The 17,869-nt window shown below is 44.8% G+C and carries 13 protein-coding genes and 1 tRNA gene; 13 read left to right on the forward strand and 1 reads right to left on the reverse strand.

Features of this window, described 5'->3' with window-relative positions; all coding sequences use genetic code 11:
• The first annotated feature begins 25 nt into the window (after window positions 1-25).
• The 13 genes from OA34_RS03165 to argH all read left to right on the forward strand — a co-directional run bounded on the left by OA34_RS03165 (window position 26) and on the right by argH (window position 17,456).
• Window positions 26-2,272 (forward strand): polyribonucleotide nucleotidyltransferase, encoded by a 2,247-nt coding sequence (locus tag OA34_RS03165; protein ID WP_039672354.1) that lies wholly within the window; start codon window positions 26-28, stop codon window positions 2,270-2,272.
• A 103-nt stretch (window positions 2,273-2,375) separates the two neighbouring features.
• A complete protein-coding gene (locus OA34_RS03170; RefSeq protein ID WP_039672355.1) occupies window positions 2,376-2,693 on the forward strand; it encodes a F0F1 ATP synthase subunit C in 318 nt (105 codons plus the stop codon).
• A 48-nt stretch (window positions 2,694-2,741) separates the two neighbouring features.
• Window positions 2,742-2,826: transfer RNA gene (locus OA34_RS03175), tRNA-Leu, on the forward strand.
• 97 nt (window positions 2,827-2,923) lie between these two features.
• Window positions 2,924-3,184, forward strand: coding sequence for a hypothetical protein (locus OA34_RS03180; protein ID WP_039672356.1), 261 nt, complete (start codon window positions 2,924-2,926; stop codon window positions 3,182-3,184).
• A 15-nt stretch (window positions 3,185-3,199) separates the two neighbouring features.
• Window positions 3,200-5,380, forward strand: a complete 2,181-nt coding sequence (locus OA34_RS03185; RefSeq protein WP_039672505.1) for a sensor histidine kinase — start codon at window positions 3,200-3,202, stop codon at window positions 5,378-5,380.
• Between the two features lie 10 nt (window positions 5,381-5,390).
• Complete coding sequence (locus OA34_RS03190; RefSeq protein ID WP_039672357.1) at window positions 5,391-6,032, forward strand: response regulator transcription factor; 642 nt, start codon at window positions 5,391-5,393, stop codon at window positions 6,030-6,032.
• 17 nt (window positions 6,033-6,049) lie between these two features.
• Window positions 6,050-7,120 carry a TRAP transporter substrate-binding protein gene (locus OA34_RS03195; protein WP_039672358.1) on the forward strand — a complete coding sequence of 357 codons (1,071 nt, stop codon included), beginning with the start codon at window positions 6,050-6,052 and terminating at the stop codon, window positions 7,118-7,120.
• A 164-nt stretch (window positions 7,121-7,284) separates the two neighbouring features.
• Window positions 7,285-7,818: a TRAP transporter small permease subunit gene (locus tag OA34_RS03200; protein WP_039672507.1), complete on the forward strand. Its 534-nt coding sequence runs from the start codon at window positions 7,285-7,287 to the stop codon at window positions 7,816-7,818.
• A complete protein-coding gene (locus OA34_RS03205) occupies window positions 7,815-9,167 on the forward strand; it encodes a TRAP transporter large permease (RefSeq protein WP_039672359.1) in 1,353 nt (450 codons plus the stop codon). The genes OA34_RS03200 and OA34_RS03205 overlap by 4 nt, the downstream gene beginning before the upstream one ends.
• Window positions 9,168-9,307: 140 nt before the next feature.
• Window positions 9,308-12,148 carry an FAD-binding and (Fe-S)-binding domain-containing protein gene (locus tag OA34_RS03210; RefSeq protein WP_039672360.1) on the forward strand — a complete coding sequence of 947 codons (2,841 nt, stop codon included), beginning with the start codon at window positions 9,308-9,310 and terminating at the stop codon, window positions 12,146-12,148.
• Between the two features lie 396 nt (window positions 12,149-12,544).
• Window positions 12,545-14,344: a biotin/lipoyl-containing protein gene (locus tag OA34_RS03215; RefSeq protein WP_039672361.1), complete on the forward strand. Its 1,800-nt coding sequence runs from the start codon at window positions 12,545-12,547 to the stop codon at window positions 14,342-14,344.
• Between the two features lie 61 nt (window positions 14,345-14,405).
• Window positions 14,406-15,983: a phosphoenolpyruvate carboxykinase (ATP) gene (pckA, locus tag OA34_RS03220; RefSeq protein WP_039672362.1), complete on the forward strand. Its 1,578-nt coding sequence runs from the start codon at window positions 14,406-14,408 to the stop codon at window positions 15,981-15,983.
• An 84-nt stretch (window positions 15,984-16,067) separates the two neighbouring features.
• Window positions 16,068-17,456, forward strand: coding sequence for an argininosuccinate lyase (argH, locus tag OA34_RS03225; protein WP_039672509.1), 1,389 nt, complete (start codon window positions 16,068-16,070; stop codon window positions 17,454-17,456).
• A 46-nt stretch (window positions 17,457-17,502) separates the two neighbouring features.
• Here the strand turns inward: argH and OA34_RS03230 are convergent, their stop codons facing one another.
• Window positions 17,503-17,859 (reverse strand): histidine triad nucleotide-binding protein, encoded by a 357-nt coding sequence (locus OA34_RS03230; RefSeq protein WP_039672363.1) that lies wholly within the window; start codon window positions 17,857-17,859, stop codon window positions 17,503-17,505.
• Between the last annotated feature and the right edge of the window lie 10 nt (window positions 17,860-17,869).

Here is a 17,869-nt window from a genome sequence, read left to right on the forward strand (position 1 = left end):
AGGAACACTATTAAGGAGCAAAAGCGTGGAATATACATTTAAAGTGAACAATCAAGAAGAAACGTACGACATCGGTAAAGTTGCGAAACAAGCAGCCGGTGCGGCGTTATTACGTATTAAAAATACGGTTATTTTAGCAACCGTTGCAAGAGACGATACGCAAGTTGCAGAAAATTTTGTTCCTCTTACCGTTCAATACGTCGAAAAAACATATGCCGTCGGTAAAATTCCCGGAGGTTACGTTAAGAGAGAGACCAAACCCGGTGATTTTGAAACGTTGACGTCTCGTATTATCGATCGAAGTTTACGTCCGCTTTTCCCCAAAGGCTATGCCTATCCGACGCAAATTGTCATATTCGTACTGAGTTGCGATCCTGAAGTTGATTTACAAGTTGCCGCGCTTAACGCCGCAAGTGCTGCGTTATATCTTTCGGATATTCCCGTTAACAAGGCGGTTGCAGGCGTTAGAATCGGTTACATCGACGGTCAGTATGTTGTTAACCCCTCAAATTCTGCTTTAAAAAACAGTCGTTTGGATCTTTACGTTGCAGGTACGAAAGAAGAGCTTTTAATGATCGAAATGCGTGCGATCGCGTCTATGGAAACGACGACGCTTCCGGTTATGGCGATCGATCCGATGTTAGACCCTACGCTTGCACAAAGCGTGATTGCCAAACAATCCGTGAACGAGTTTGACGAAGAAGCCATTTTAGCGGCGATCGATAAAGCACAAAGTGCCATTACCGAAGCGACGACGATCTATGAAAACGTTTTTACGCCGCTTAAAAAAGAAGATGCGCTTTTGGATTATAAGGCGGATTTGGAAAGCGATTCTATTTTTGCCTATATTGATGAATTTTATAAAGAAGAAGTCTCTCATGCGATTCTACAAATGGCAAAAAGTGAACGTGCCAGCGAACTCGGTAAAATCGTTGACAAAATCTTAAAAGACGATACGGCAGCACTTGAGAACTGGAGTAAAGAACTGGTCGAAAGCGTTTTAGGTGCCTATAAAAAACGAGTTGTACGTGAAATGATCGTCGAAAAACGCGTACGAGCAGACGGTAGAAAATTAAATGAAATTAGACCGATTAGCATCGAAACGAACCTTTTACCTTTAGCCCACGGTTCATGCCTTTTTACGCGTGGACAAACGCAAGCCTTGGTTATTGCAACGCTCGGTAACGATAAAGACGCTCAAATGTACGACCTTTTAACAGAAAAAAACAGTGTGAGCGATACGTTTATGGTTAATTATAATTTTCCGGGTTTTTCCGTCGGCGAAGCTTCACCGCTTCGTGCACCGGGACGAAGGGAATTAGGACACGGTAATTTGGCACGTCGTGCACTTGAACCGGTCGTTTCCATGAATCGCTTACAAACGATTCGTCTGGTTTCCGAAATTCTAGAATCCAACGGTTCTTCTTCTATGGCGACGGTTTGCGGTGGTGCATTGGCGTTGAAAGCTGCCGGCGTTGAAATTGAAAAATTAGTCGCCGGTATTGCGATGGGACTTGTATTTGAGGGAGATAAACATGCCGTTTTAAGCGATATTATGGGCTTGGAAGATCATGACGGCGATATGGATTTCAAAGTGGCGGGTACGAGAGACGGTATTACGGCACTTCAGATGGATATTAAATTAGGTGGTATTTCTCGTGATGTTCTGAAAGAAGCGTTATTTCAAGCTAAAGAAGGAAGAGCTCATATTTTAGGGCTTATGGAAGCAGCCAGTCGTGAAATCGTCGTCAATAACGCGATCTTGCCGAAATTAGAACTTTTTAGCGTTGATCCTTCGAAGATTGTCGATATTATCGGGCAAGCAGGTAAAACTATCAAAGAGATTATCGAAAAATTTGAGGTTTCAATCGATTTGGATCGCGAAAAAGGCGAAGTCAAAATTGCTGGAGAAAATAAAACAAACGTGGATGCCGCAAAAGAGCATATTATTAAAATTACCAATAAACCTTCCTTCGGCGGACGCGGCGGCGGGCACGGCCGAGATCGCAACGATCGTCACGGTGCTCCAAGAGAAGAAAAACCGGTTCCGACGTTTGTCCAAGACGAAATCGTAGACGGTACGGTAAAACGCATCGTGGATTTCGGTGCTTTTGTGGAACTGCCCGGCGGCATTGACGGATTGTTACATGTCTCAAAAATAGCCGATCATCGCGTCGAAAAAGTCAGCGATTATCTTGCGCTTGAGCAAAAAGTACGCGTTAAGATTTTGAAACAGACGGGAAATAAAATAGAATTAGAGCTTATCCGATAGCTTTTAATGGGTTTTTAACAATTAGGCGGCTATAATCTCGCTCACAAAGTGGAAAGTAGGGGTATATCCGAACCGACTTTGAAATACAATCAGGAGAAGTCTTATGAAAAAGATTCTTTTTTTAATGGTAGCATTTGCTTCATTTGCATTTGCTGCGGATGATGCGAAAGCATTAAGCGACGTTGTTGCATCTTATGCGGTTTTGGGTGTCGGCTTCTTGGTCGGTTTGGCAGCACTCGGTGGTGCTATCGGTATGGGAAATACTGCAGCGGCGGCAATTTCAGGTACTGCAAGAAATCCAGGTCTTGGAAGCAAACTTTCTACGACGATGTTTATTGCACTTGCAATGATCGAAGCACAAGTTATTTACGCACTTGTTATCGCTTTTATTATTCTTGGAAAAACAAACTTTATCGGTTAATAGCCGTGCTTTTTAGCGAAGAGAAATTTCTCTCTTCGTTTCCTCTTTGCGGACGTGGTGGAACGGTAGACACACTACCTTGAGGTGGTAGCGCACTACGTGTGTGGGGGTTCAAATCCCCCCGTCCGCACCATCTTCTTTTGATCTAACTTTCTCTTTTTAGTAAATCCAATGTTTAGTTATGTTACTCTTTTGCAAACGATACATTTAATGTATGTAAGGATGATTCTATGCAAGAAGTTGCGTTAAAAAATATTTTGAAACTCGACAATAGAGAGTTTTTGGTTTCGACGATCAGTATGAACGTCAGGCATTCGTTTTTCGAAGGAGATGCCCAAAAAGTCGTTTATGAGACGATGGTTTTTGAAATTTTGAATGATGAAGTACAATTTCACCACCCCATTTTTAATGAACGTTACAATATGGCGGAAGAGGCTATTGCCGAGCACAGTGCCATTTTAAAGACTCCTCACAATTTTTTCATTCTGTAACGATCGTTCGTGCGTATGAAAAAAATTCTTTTTTTTCTCTGTTTATTCGCTACGTTTGTTTTTGCTAATCCTTCTCCGCCTAAAGATATTTTACTGATTCAGTCGTACCATAAAGGGTATAAGTGGAGCGATGCGATTTCAAGCGTTATCGAACAAAATTTTTCGGAAAAAGAGAATATTTTTCTCTCGACGGTTTATATGGATACGAAGCGAAACGATACGTCTTCGTACCTTCAAACGTTCTACGCTTATTATAAAGAACGGTTTAAACACTATAAATTTGATGTCGTGATCGTTGCGGATAATGCGGCGTTGGATTTTGTCAGAGAACATTATCACGAACTTTTTGAAGCTATTCCGGTCGTTTTTTTAGGGATTAACAATTTTGAACCTTCTTTGATTCATAATATCGATTTGGTCAGCGGCGTTGTTGAAAACGTCGATATCGAAAAAAATATCGATTTGATTTTAGCCAATCAACCGCGTTTGGATAAAATTTTAATTATTAACGAGCGCACGACGACCGGAGAGGCGATCAAGCATCAAATCGATGCTATTTTACCTCGGTATGAAGGTAAAACGACGATAGAATATATCGATAGTATGGATATGGAAGAGATCGAGCAAAAGACGCGTGAACTCTCTCCCAACAGTGCTATTTTATGGGTTTTGCTTTATAAAGATAAAACGGGAAAGTTTTTTACCTACAAAGAAAACCTGCAACAGATTCGAAAAATTACGAACATTCCGATTTACGGCTTATGGGATTTTTATTTGGACGACGGGATCGTCGGCGGCTTTTTGACCAGTGCTACCGCCCAAGCCCAAGCCGCATCAAAGATCGTTAAGCAAATTTTGGCAGGGAAAAACCCCAATCAAATTCCCATTATCGAAACCAGTCCGAACCGCTATATTTTTGACTATAAAGAGTTGTTGGAACATCGTTTAAAAATCGCTCCGGAAATCAAATATTATGAGATGATCAATAAACCGTTTTCGTTTTACGAGGAGTATAAACACTATATTTGGCTCTTTGCAGCACTCTTAAGCGCGATTAGCATGGTCGTGCTTTTTTTAACGCAAAACGTTCGTATGCGTCGCCAAAGCGAACTTGCCCTTAAAAATCAGCTCGAATTTATCCGTGTCCTTTTAGATACGATCCCCAATCCTATTTATTATACCAACGTCAAAGGCGAGTATATCGGTACCAACCAATCGTTTGCCACTTTATACGATCAAAGTAAAGAGGAAATTTTAGGAAAAACCGTTTTCGATTTTTTCCCACACGATTGGGCAACCGAGCGCCGTAAAAACGATCTCGATCTTTTAGCGAATAAAGGTGCCGAGACGTTTGAGTTGACGCTGCATTTTCCTAAAAAACGGCCTAGAGTTTTTGTATTAAATAAGGCGGTTTATTCCAATATCGACGGAAGCGTCGGCGGTATCGTATGCGTGATGGACGATATTACCGAGCGCACGCAACACCAGCAGTTTTTGATTCAGCAATCCAAATTAACTGAGATGGGAGAAATGATCGCAGGCGTGGCGCATCAGTGGAACGAACCTTTGGTTGAGCTTTCGGCAATCATGCAGGATATGGAGTTTTGTTTCAATCAAGGCGAAATGGATCAGCCTAAAATGAAAGCGTTCGTGCATGATTCGATCGTTCAAATTCAGTACATGTCGCAGACATTGAAAGATTTTCGCAACTTTTTAAAACCTTCGACAAAAAAAACGCTTTTTTGTGCCAAAAAGGCACTTTTGGAAGTTTTGGAGATTATCGGGCGCCAAATTTTTTACGCACATATCGAACTTAAAGTCGAGTATCGTAAAGATACCAAAAGTTATCCCGTCTACGGGTACGAAAACGAATTTAAACAAGTGCTTTTAAACATTATCAACAATGCAAAAAACAAACTGTTGAAAACGCGAAAAGGGGAACGTATTCAAATCGCGTTGGATCAAGACGCTTCTTCGACGAAACTGATCGTGAGCGATGACGGTGGGTCGATTCCCGAAAAAATTATCGGCTTTATTTTCGATCCTTATTTTACGACGAGCAAAAACGGTACGGGACTTGGGTTGTATATGGCAAAGATGATTATCGAAGATAAAATGGGCGGCAGTATTCGTGTTCACAATCTCGGCACTCAAGGCGTCGAATTTACGCTAAGCGTTCCCAATAGCGTTGCATAAAGGAGGAAACGTGAAAATTTTATTGTTGGAAGACAATGCGCGCTTAAACGCGACGATCGTCAAACGTTTAGAAGCCAAGGGCTATCGCGTCGATGCGTTTATGGACGGTAAAAAAGCTTACGAGGCCTTAGACAGCGGTTACATGTGCTTTATTTTGGATATTAACGTTCCCAACCTCGACGGCATTGAGCTTTTGAAAAAAATTCGCGACTTTTACCGTGAAACGCCGGTCATTATCATCAGCTCCAGCATCGAACTGGAAGTGATTAAAGATGCGTACAATTTCGGATGCAATGATTTTTTGAAAAAGCCGTTTTTTATCGACGAGTTAGAAATTAAAATCGAAAAATTTTGCAATATTCGCCACGACATCGTTAATTTAGGCGAAGCGTGCTGTTTTGATTTTAAGTCGAGTTTACTTCGCATCGGCGAACACGAAGAGCATTTATCGCGTAAAGAAAAATTGCTGCTCAATTTGTTGATTAGCGAAAAAGGCAAAGTCGTAACGTTCGATAAAATTCAAGCGATGGTATGGGAGGGCAATTTTACGAGTTTAGACTCGATTCGCTCTTTAATGCGCCGCGTACGTAAAAAGCTCCCGTTTGAATGCATCGAAACCGTGGTAGACGTCGGGTATATTTTACGCTATTAGACTTGAAAAGGTAAACAATGTTCACGCAAACGATACGATCGATTCTTACATGTAGTCTTTTTTCCCTTCTTTTCGCATTGGGCGCGCATGCGTCTAGCGACACGGTTACGTGGAAGTTGGCAACGTCGTGGAGCAAGGTGTTTCCTCCTTTTACCGATACCGTTGAAAATATGGTAACGATGGTCGAGCAGATGAGCGGCGGAGAGTTCAAGATTAAAATCGACGACGTATCCAAACATAAAGCGGCGTTTGGCGTCTTAGATGCGGTGAAGCTCGGCCAGTACGATATGGCGCATTCCGCGTCGTATTATTGGAAAGGGCGTGATCCGGTGTTGTTGCTTTTTACGACAATGCCTTTTGGTATGAATGCCCTCGAGCAATACGCATGGTTTTACCGAGGTGAAGGAATGGAATGGATGCAAAAAGCCTACGCTAAACACGGTGTTTACTCTTTTCCGGGCGGCAATACGGGCATGCAGATGGGCGGTTGGTTTCGAAAAGAGATTCGCAGTTTGGAAGATTTAAAAGGGCTTAAGATGCGTATTCCCGGTTTTGCGGGAGAGATTTTCGCCAAATTGGGCTGTGCGGTGACCAATATTGCTCCGAGCGAATTGTACACTTCGTTGGAGCGCGGAACGATTGATGCATTGGAATGGGTGGGACCTTCGATGGATATGAGCATGGGATTTCATAAAATCGCTCCGTATTATTATACCGGTTGGCATGAACCCGCAACGGAATTACAATTTATCGTCAATAAAGCCAAATTCGACGCGCTTTCGCCGAAAAATAAGGTGATTTTAAAAGCGGCGATGCGCTTGTCGGCGTATGACATGTTAATCCAAAATGCCGATATGAACGCCGCGGCATGGGATCGAATGAAAACGGAGTATCCGAATATTAAAATTAAGACGTTTCCCAAACCCGTGATGGATGCGATGCGTCAAGCCAATGCCGAATTGATTGCCGAAGAGTCTTCCAAAAATCAGGAGTTCAAAAAAATCGTCGAGTCGCAACGTGCTTACATGCAAAAAGCAAGAGCGTGGACCTTGATCGGCGAGTACGCGTATATTCGCGACAATCAATAGCCGTTATAGAATTGCTTTGAGTCAAAGCACCAAAGGTGCGTGGGCTTTGCACTGAAGAAAACGCAGTGTTAACGTAGTCTTTAGAGCTTTGCTTTAAAGACGTGTCAAGAGTTCTGCAAGAACTTTATTAAAAAATCCAAAGAAGAAAAGAGGATGGTAGGGTGATGCTTTTAAGAATTGAGAAATGGTTTGATGCGTTGAGCCGCATGATCGGGTATGTGTGCGCTTTTTTAATGATCGTGATGATGCTCAATATTTTCTACGACGTGTGCATGCGCTATGCGTTTAAAAGCGGTTCGATTGCACTACAGGAATTGGAGTGGCATCTTTTTTCGGTCATTTTCCTGCTCGGTATGTCTTACGCGCTGATGGAAGACTCACATGTACGCGTCGACGTGCTCTATGCCAAATGGAGCGAACGTCGTCAAGCCGCGGTTAATATTATCGGTGCCGTTTTGTTTATAACGCCGATTGCTCTTTTAGTGATGTTTAGCTCACTCGGTTTCGTGAGCGAAGCGTACGTTTCGCATGAAGTGAGCAGTGCTCCGGGAGGGTTAACGCAGCGGTGGATTTTAAAAGCATTTATTCCGTTTTCTTTTGCCGTTTTACTGCTGATGGAAATCGGGTTTATCGTTAAAAATATCGCAGTTTATAAGGGACTTCGCCACGCAAACGCACAGCCGAAGGAGACGTTATGATCGGGATTATTATGTTTTTCGTCGGTATGTCGATGCTTCTTTTAGGGTTCCCCGTAGCGTTTACGTTCGGAGCGATTTCGGTCGTATTCGGTTTGATTGCCGGTATCGTCGAGTCGTTGGGAGACGGTGGAGGTCTCATGGAAGGGCTGCAAATCGGCGCGCATCTGTTTGCGTTTATGCCGCATCGTATTTGGTCGATCATGGAAAATGCGATTTTGATCTCCGTTCCGATGTTTATTTTGATGGGTATTATTCTGCAAAAATCGCGTTTAGCCGAACGTTTGTTGGAAGCTATGGGCTTTTTATTCGGCGAAGTTCGAGGCGGTGTAGCGATCAGTACCGTTTTGGTCGGTGCGCTTTTGGCCGCTTCGACCGGCGTCGTCGGAGCAAGCGTTGTGGCGATGGGTGTCATTTCGTTACCGGTTATGCTCAAATACAACTATTCAAAATCGTTGGCATGCGGCACGATTTGCGCTTCGGGAACGCTAGGACAAATTATTCCGCCTTCGGTGGTCTTGATTATTTTGGGGGACGTTTTTCAACAACCCGTCGGCGATCTTTTCGCGGGGGCGTTGGGACCTGGCTTGACGTTGGTAGGCGTTTACGTCGCGTATATCGCAGTAACGGCTTTTTTTAATAAAGAAGCGGCTCCTGCGATTCCGCGTCATGAAATTAAAGAGAGCAAACGTCGTCAAATTTTGAGTGCGTTTAAGGCAATTTTGCCGCCTTTAATTTTAATCGTTTTGGTGCTAGGCTCCATTTTTGAAGGAATCGCGACACCCACCGAATCGTCGGCGGTAGGATGTATCGGTGCGATGGTTTTAGCATGGATGTACCGATCGTTTTCGTTTAAAATGGTTCAAGAAGCCTCTTTGGAAACGGTACGCGCTACGGCGATGGTTTTTGCCATTTTGATCGGAGCGACGGCTTTTTCGATGGTCTTTTCGTATACCGGAGGCGACGAGATCGTCGAAGCGGCGATGCGAAGCTTACCGGGCGATAAATGGGGTTTTATCGTGGTTTCGATGCTCGCGATTATGGCATTGGGCTTTTTTATCGATTTTGTCGAAATATCCTATATTATCGTTCCGATTTTAGCACCGATTGCCGCTGCTATAGGACTCAATCCCGTTTGGTATGCCTTATTGATCGCCTTAAATTTACAGACGTCGTTTTTAACGCCGCCTTTTGGTTTCAGCCTTTTCTTTTTGCGCGGCGTAGCACCTTCGTGCGTGACGACGATGGATATCTACAAAGGCGTCGTACCGTTTATCGTATTGCAAATTTGCGTCATGATTCTTTTCACGCTTTGGCCTGAACTTTACGGCATCGACATCATGCTTAAATAAGGACTCTAAAGGTTACATGTCAATTACATGTAACCTTTTTTCCGCTTTCGTTTTTTTTACCGCGATTCTCTCAAAATGTCATACCGATTTTATACCGACGTGTTACACTCGATTAAAATTCTAACCATGAAGGATGGCCGATGACATTAAGCGGAAAGTATCACGATTTTTATCAAGAAATCGTCTCTTTTATCCCAAAGTCCCGTATCTTTACCGATCCTTTGCATACGATTGCTTACGGAACGGACGCGTCGTTTTATCGATTGATTCCGAAAATCGTCGTGTGGGTCGATAATGCCGATGAAGTCAGTCGGATTTTAAAACTCAGCGACACGTTTTCACTTCCGGTCGTTTTTCGAGCCGCAGGAACGAGCCTTTCGGGGCAGGCGATTACCGATTCGATCTTGCTGGTAACCTCGCGCGATTGGAAAAAGATGAGCGTCAATCATGACGTCAGTTTGATTACGCTTCAACCTTCCGTCGTAGGCGCGGATGCGAATGCCTATTTGTTACCTCACGGCAAAAAAATAGGCCCTGATCCGGCGAGTATCAATTCGGCGATGATCGGCGGAATCGCCGCCAATAATGCTAGCGGTATGTGTTGCGGGACGACCGACAACTCTTATAAAACGCTTCAATCGATGAAAATTATTTTCCACGACGGAAGCGAACTCGATACCGCCGACGCGGCAAGCCAAAACGCTTTTCGTCAAACGCACGGCGAGATGATCGCGCGTATCGAGGCTCTGGCAAAGCGCGTACGTGAAAATCAAGCTCTTCACGACAAAATAGAGCGTAAATTTAAAATCAAAAACACATGCGGTTACGGCCTCAACGCTTTAATCGACTTTGAAGACCCGATCGACATTTTGGCACACTTGATGATCGGAAGCGAGGGAACGCTCGGTTTTATTAAAGAAATTACCTATAAAACAGTTCCCGAATACAAAGATAAAGCCAGCGCATTGATGATTTTTAAAAACGTCAAAGACGCTTGCGATGCAATTACGATACTGCGAACCCAATGCCGTACGCGTACGGCAAACGCACAAGTCGATGCCGCGGAAATCATGGATAGAGCCGCCCTTCGAAGCGTGGAAGACAAAGAGGGGATGCCTTCTTTTTTAAAGACGCTCAGCCCCACCGCAACGGCGGTTTTGGTCGAGACGCGCGCTCCGGACGATGCCGTTTTAAATGAAAACATTGCCGCGATTCTTGAAAAATTGGCGTCGATTACGCCCGAAATGCCGCTTCATTTTACCAAAGACGTCGCGGAATATACCAAATACTGGAAGATTCGCAAAGGACTTTTTACCGCGGTAGGCGCGGCGCGCGAAAGCGGAACGACCTGTATCATCGAAGACGTGGCATATCCGATCACTTCGTTGGCGGACGGTACGTTGGAGTTGCAAGCACTTTTCGAGAAATACGGTTACACGGAAGCGATTATCTTCGGTCACGCCCTAGACGGCAACTTGCACTTTGTTTTCAATCAAGCCTTTGACGATCCAAAAGAGATCACGCGTTACGAGTCGTTTATGCAAGAAGTCGCCGAGCAAGTCGCGACCAAATACCAAGGTAGTTTAAAAGCCGAACACGGAACGGGACGCAATATGGCCCCGTTTGTCGAGCTGGAATGGGGTGAAGACGCGTATGTTTTGATGAAAGAGATTAAAACGATTTTCGATCCGAAAGGCTTGATCAATCCGGGCGTTATTATCAACGCCGATCCGAAAGCGCATCTTAAAAATTTTAAAGCAATGCCGATTACCGATCCTTTGATCGATAAATGCATCGAGTGCGGTTTTTGCGAGCCGGTTTGTCCGTCGAATTTCTTGACGTTGACGCCAAGGCAGCGCATCGTTGCCAATCGACGCATGCAGACGTTGGCACTTAACCATGAGACCGAAGCTTTGGAAGCGTTTCAAAAACAGTACCAATACGACGGTATCGAAACCTGTGCCACCTGTTCGCTTTGTTCGCTCTCCTGTCCCGTAGGCATCGATACGGGAGCCTTGACTAAAAAGCTTCGCGCACATCAAATCGGTACGCTCGGGCACGGCGTCGCCGGTTTTATCGCCGATCATTACTCGGGCGTATTACAAACGGGACGTATCGCTTTGAGCGTCGTCAAAGGCGTGAACGCGATTATCCCCGATAGCGTGATGCGCGGCATGAGCCAAGGGTTGCGTACGCTAAGCGGCAATACGCTTCCGCTTTGGAGTGCTAGCTTACCTTCGGGTGCTTCTTTTAAACCGAGCGTAAAACGAAGCGGCGCTAAAGATAAAGTGGTGTACTTCTCTTCGTGCATCAACCGTACGATGGCAAATCCGAAAGAAAAAAGCGGCGAACGATCGCTGGATGCGGTTATTATCGGTATCCTTGAAAAAGCGGGTTACGAAGTGCTCTTTCCCGAAGCTATCGACGGATTATGTTGCGGTATGCCTTTTTCAAGTAAAGGCTATAAAAGCGAAGGCAAACAAAAATCAAGCGAGTTGGAAGCGGCTTTAACGCAAGCGAGTTTGAACGGAACGTATCCTATTTTATGCGATATGAGTTCGTGTACGAAAACGATGATGGAGTATTTTACGACCGGACTCAAAGTGTACGATCCGATCGAATTTATCCACGATTTTCTGTTAAGCCGCCTTACGATTCGTCAAATTGACGATCCTATCGTCATTCACACGATTTGTAGCACGCGCAAAATGGGATTGGCGGAGAAGTTTGAAAAGATTGCGCGCTTGTGCAGTAAAAAAGTAACGATCCCGAGTGAAGTGACATGTTGCGGTTTTGCGGGCGATCGCGGATTTACCTATCCCGAACTGAACCGCTCGGCATTACGCCATTTAAAAGCCGCGATACCGAGCGATACCACGCTTGCTTTTTCGACCGGCAAACCTTGCGAAATCGGTCTAAGCGAACACAGCGGCTTGGATTATCGATCGGTTTTCTACCTGATTGAGCGTTGTATCGCCTAATTCAACGCCACACGCTTTCACTACGGAAACGTCTCTTGAAAAAAGCGACGTTTCCCCTTCTTTTCCCCCTTTTTTCTTCTTCGCCTCTGAGTTTGATTTAATAAAAGAAATGATAAAATACAAAAATTTGCGCTATATTTTTTAGTTAAAATTAAACAAAAAGGTCGAGGTTACGAGGTAAAGTCTGATGCTAAGGAGCATCATGATTTTCACAGTTTTGGTGTTTGTATATTCGTCAGTGAATACGCATGCCAAATGTATGAAGAGGGTTTTTCCTCGAAAAGAGTCCGGCAGAAATCTTAGCCAAGGATGATCACAAAACGATAACGTATCGTTGATTGCGGCGGTGCCGCTTCGTTTTAGACACAAGAAACACACTAAAAAAGGGTAAGGTCAATGGCTAAAAAGTACATCGATGTGATGGATACGACGTTTAGAGATGGTTTTCAATCGGTTTTCGGCGGGCGCGTACTGATGGAAGATTTTTTTCCGGCAGTTGCGGCGGCGCGTGAAGCAGGTATCAGCCATTTTGAGTTTGGCGGAGGAGCACGTTTTCAAAGCCTCTATTTTTATTTGAACGAAGATGCCTTCCAAATGATGGATAAATTCCGTGAAATCGTAGGACCCGATGCCAATCTTCAAACCTTGGCACGCGGCGTCAATACCGTTATGCTTGATACCGGTAGCAGCGAACTTTTGGATTTACATGCGAAAATGTTTAAAAAACACGGGACGACGACGATTCGTAACTTTGATGCGCTTAACGACGTCGAAAACCTCAAATACAGCGGCGAACGTATCGTTCACCACGGTTTAAAACACGAAATCGTCGTCACGATGATGGACTTGCCTCCCGGATGCGTCGGTGCACACGACGTAGCATTTTACGAGAAAACCCTACGCGAAATTTTAGAATCGGGAATCCCCTACCATAGTATTTGTTTTAAAGACGCGAGCGGTACTTCAAGCCCGCAAAAAGTGTACGAAACGATCAAAATGGCGCGCAAACTCGTTCCCGAGGGAATGCATTTAAGGCTTCATACACACGAAACCGCAGGCGTAAGCGTTGCGTGTTATTTGGCCGCCTTGGAAGCGGGTGTCGACGGTATCGACCTTGCGGCATCTCCGGTAAGCGGCGGTACGAGCCAACCCGATATTTTAACGATGTTGCATGCACTAAAAGGAAAAGAGTACGATCTTGGCGGCTTGGAACTCGAAAAAATCTTGAAATACGAAGAGGTCTTACAAGCGTGCCTTAAAGACTATTTTATGCCTCCCGAAGCGACGCAAGTCTCTCCGCTGATTCCGTTTTCTCCGATGCCGGGCGGTGCTTTGACTGCGAATACGCAGATGCTCCGTGACAACAACATTCTCCATAAATTTCCCGAAGTGATTAAAGCAATGCGCGAAGTGGTTGAAAAAGGCGGTTACGGTACGAGTGTTACGCCGGTTTCCCAATTTTATTTTCAACAAGCTTTCAACAACGTGATGTTTGGTCCGTGGAAAAAGATTGCCGACGGTTACGGCAAAATGGTTTTAGGCTATTTTGGAAAAACGCCTGCAACTCCCGATCAAGAAGTCGTTTCCTTGGCAAGCGAACAGCTCAAATTGCCTCCGACGACACGCAAAGCGTTGGAAATAGCCGACTGCGACGAGACAAAATCCTTAGCGCACGTCAGAGAAATATTGACGAAAGAAAATCTTGAAATTACCGATGAAAACGTGTTAATCGCGGCAGCATGTAAAGAAAAAGGCATCGCGTATCTTAAAGGTGAAGCCAAAGTCAACGTCCGCAAAGTATCTCCGAAAAAAGAAGAGGTCGTTCCTGCGGCTACGAACGAATTTACCGTAACCGTCAACGGACAAAAATACCAAGTTAAATCCGATCTTAGTAGCGGTACGCTTTTGGTAAACGGCGAAATTTACGATATCGACATTCAAGAAGGCGGTGAAGGTTCGTCAACATGTAACGATACTAGCGTAAACGGTACGTCTATTAAAGCGGGACTTCCCGGTTCAATCTTTAAAGTGTTGGTTAAAGAGGGCGACACGGTTGTAAAAGGTCAAGCCGTTATCGTCATCGAAGCGATGAAAATGGAAATTGAGGTTACATCGCCGCAAGAGGGCGTTGTCAGTGCGGTTAAGGTAAAACAAGGCGATACGGTGGTCAACGGTCAACTGCTGGTCGTACTTTAAAACGGTACGGTTCGAACGTATTCATTTTAGTTTAATTCAATTGTTTGAGGATAAAGAGACGATGTCAAAGATTAACGAAGTTGAGAAGTTAGGGTTACATAATATCGGTAAGATTTATTATAACCTCGGGTATGAAGAGCTCTTAGCGCATGAAAAGCGAAACCACGAAGGACGCTTAACATGTAACGGGACGTTTAGCGTCGATACGGGCATTTTTACGGGACGTAGCCCTAAAGATAAATACTTTGTCGACCAAGAGCCTTCCAACCGGTATATCTCTTGGGGCAAAATGAACCATAAAGTGAGCGAAGCGATTTTTAACGAACTCTTCGACAAAGTAAAACAACAACTTTCCGGTAAAGACATCTATATTCAAGACGCGTATTGCGGCGGTAGTTTGGCGAGTCGTAAAAGCATTCGCGTGGTTACCGAGATCGCATGGCAGGCACATTTTGTTAAAAATATGTTTATTCGCCCGAGCGAAGAAGAGCTCTCAACGTTTAAACCCGATTTTACGCTTTACAACGCATGTAAAGTCGTCAACGAGGATTATAAAAAACACGGACTCCATTCGGACGTATTCGTTGTTTTCAACGTTGAAAAAAACATCGCGATTATCGGCGGAACGTGGTACGGCGGCGAGATTAAAAAAGGTATTTTTTCGATGATGAATTACTGGTTGCCGCTTGAGGGAAAACTCTCTATGCACTGCTCGGCAAACGTCGGCGAAAAAGGCGATACGGCACTTTTCTTCGGACTTTCGGGTACGGGTAAGACCACGCTTTCGACCGATCCGAAACGCAAACTTATCGGCGACGACGAACACGGCTGGGACGATGAGGGTGTTTTCAATTTTGAAGGCGGATGCTATGCCAAATGCATCAATCTCGATCCGAACAGCGAGCCTGAAATTTACGGCGCGATCAAGCAAGACGCTCTTTTGGAAAACGTCGTTATCAACGATGCGGGCGTCGTCGATTACGCCGATGCCTCCAAAACCGAAAATACGCGTGTTTCCTACCCCATCTATCATATCGAAAACCATGAAGCCTCTTTAAAAGCGGGTCATCCTAAAAAAATTATTTTCTTAAGTGCCGATGCCTTCGGCGTTTTACCTCCGGTATCAAAACTTACCAAAGAACAAGCGATGTACTATTTTCTGAGCGGATATACGGCAAAAGTCGCCGGAACCGAACGCGGTATAACCGAGCCGGTAGCAACGTTTAGCGCATGTTTCGGCGAGGCGTTTTTACCGCTACATCCGACGGTTTATGCGAAACTTTTAGGTGAAAAAATCGCAAAATACAACGTCGACGTTTACTTGGTCAATACCGGTTGGAGCGGCGGAAGCTACGGCGTAGGTAAGCGTATGAGCATCAAAGCGACGCGCGCATGCATCAACGCGATCTTAGACGGGAGCATCAACGAGTGCGAATTTGAAACGATTCCCGTCTTTAACGTTCAAGTGCCAAAAGTGCTTGAAGGCGTTCCGACCGAAGTTTTAAATCCTCGCAGCACGTGGGAAAATAAAAGCTTGTACGACGCTACGCGCGACGAATTGGCGCAAATGTTTATCGAAAATTTTAAAAAGTATATTACCGCCGATTCCGATTTTTCAAGTGCGGGTCCAAAACTCTAACAGACCTTCGTCACGTCGCATCACACAACTACATGTCAAGGAGCTTTCACAAGCTCCTTGCGTTTTTTTCAAGGAGACGTTTTTATGTCAAAACTCTGGTCGGGCAGATTTGCCCAAAGCGGTACGCAACTTTTAGATGAATTTAACGCTTCGTTACCGTTCGATAAAAAATTGTACGAAGAAGATATTAGAGGTTCGATCGCGCATGCGACGATGTTAGCCAAACAGGGTATTTTAAGCGGGGAAGAAGCCGATCAAATCGCAAAGGGTTTAATGCAAATTAAACAAGAAATCGACGAGGGTAAATTCGAATTTAACATCGCGCACGAAGACATTCACATGTCAGTCGAAACGCGCCTTATCGATCTGATCGGCGAAGCCGGAAAGCGGTTGCATACCGCACGTAGCCGAAACGACCAAGTGGCGGTCGATTTTCGTCAATACGTTCAAAAACAAACACTGATGATCGTTCACGTTTTAGAGAGCGTGATCGACGTGCTGATGCAAATCGCTAAAGAACATACGACGACGTTGCTTCCGGGCATGACGCACTTGCAACACGCACAGCCGATTAATCTTGCGTTTCATTTACTTGCTTATGTATCGATGTTCAAACGCGATATCGAACGTTTGGAAAGCTCGTATACGCGCAACAACGTCTTACCGCTCGGTTGTGCCGCACTTGCGGGAACACCGCACCCCATCGATCGCGAATACGTCGCCAAACTTTTGGGGTTCGACAGCGTCAGCGTGAATTGCCTCGATACGGTCAGCGACCGCGATTTTGCGTTGGAAATTTTATTTAACGTTGCGACGCTGATGATGCACGTTTCGCGTTTTGCCGAAGAGCTCATTTTGTGGTCGAGTTACGAGTTTAAATTTATCACGTTAAGCGATGCCTATTCTACGGGCAGTTCGATTATGCCGCAAAAGAAAAATCCCGACGTTCCGGAACTCTTACGCGGTAAAACGGGTCGCGTCAACGGTAATTTGATTGCGCTTTTAACGGTACTTAAAGGTTTACCTTTAGCCTACAACAAAGACATGCAAGAGGATAAAGAAGGCGTTTTCGATAGCGTGGAGACGGCATTGATTTCGCTCAATATCTTAAGAGAAGCCCTGCGTACGATGACGATTAATACGGATCGTATGCGAAAAGCGTGTGAGGTCGGGCATTTGAGCGCGACCGATTTGGCGGACTACTTGGTACAAAAATGCAATATTCCGTTCCGCGAAGCGCATTTTATCACGGGACGCGCGGTGGCACATGCCGAGAGTTTGGGCAAAGACTTAAGCGTTTTGAGCGTACGCGAGCTTCAAAGCGTGGATGCGCGCATCGGCGAGGACGTTTGTGCGTATCTTTCGCTCGAACATTCGATGAATGCGCGAACGTCTCAAGGCGGTACTTCCGTTGCGTCGACGCAACGCCAAATTGAAATTTTCGAAGCGTGGATCAATGCGCGCAAAGCTTAAAAGAGGGGAAACTCTCCTCTTTTAAGCAGTATGGTTTGAAGGGTTTTTAAAGCGATTTGTGAGGTTCGCTATCGCTTAAGTGGTTCCACGGCAATTTTGCGCCGCCTAAAAGGTGGAAATGCAGATGAAAAATTTCCTGTCCTCCGTCTTGTCCGTTGTTGGTGATCAAACGGTATCCTCTTTCGTCTAGCCCTAAAAGTTTGGCGACGCTTTGAATAAATTTCGTCATTTCGCCCATGATTTCGGGGTCGACTTCTTGAAAACACGTATACTCTTTTTTCGGAATAATCAAAATATGAATCGGTGCCTTAGGATTGATGTCGTGAAACGCGAGGAAGTCGTTGTTTTCCAAGACTTTATTGCAAGGGATTTCTCCGCTAACGATTTTGCTGAAGATACTCATCGTGTTTGCT

Source organism: Sulfurospirillum sp. MES, assembly GCF_000789415.1.
Classification (GTDB): Bacteria; Campylobacterota; Campylobacteria; order Campylobacterales; family Sulfurospirillaceae; genus Sulfurospirillum; species Sulfurospirillum cavolei.

Coding starts and splice junctions, on each gene's coding strand:
- OA34_RS03170 (WP_039672355.1), top strand. CDS start 2,376: ATGAAAAAGATTCTTTTTTTAATGGTAGCATTTGCTTCATTTGCATTT.
- OA34_RS03180 (WP_039672356.1), top strand. CDS start 2,924: ATGCAAGAAGTTGCGTTAAAAAATATTTTGAAACTCGACAATAGAGAG.
- OA34_RS03185 (WP_039672505.1), top strand. CDS start 3,200: ATGAAAAAAATTCTTTTTTTTCTCTGTTTATTCGCTACGTTTGTTTTT.
- OA34_RS03195 (WP_039672358.1), top strand. CDS start 6,050: ATGTTCACGCAAACGATACGATCGATTCTTACATGTAGTCTTTTTTCC.
- OA34_RS03200 (WP_039672507.1), top strand. CDS start 7,285: ATGCTTTTAAGAATTGAGAAATGGTTTGATGCGTTGAGCCGCATGATC.
- OA34_RS03205 (WP_039672359.1), top strand. CDS start 7,815: ATGATCGGGATTATTATGTTTTTCGTCGGTATGTCGATGCTTCTTTTA.
- OA34_RS03210 (WP_039672360.1), top strand. CDS start 9,308: ATGACATTAAGCGGAAAGTATCACGATTTTTATCAAGAAATCGTCTCT.
- OA34_RS03215 (WP_039672361.1), top strand. CDS start 12,545: ATGGCTAAAAAGTACATCGATGTGATGGATACGACGTTTAGAGATGGT.
- pckA (WP_039672362.1), top strand. CDS start 14,406: ATGTCAAAGATTAACGAAGTTGAGAAGTTAGGGTTACATAATATCGGT.
- argH (WP_039672509.1), top strand. CDS start 16,068: ATGTCAAAACTCTGGTCGGGCAGATTTGCCCAAAGCGGTACGCAACTT.
- OA34_RS03230 (WP_039672363.1), bottom strand. CDS start 17,859: ATGAGTATCTTCAGCAAAATCGTTAGCGGAGAAATCCCTTGCAATAAA.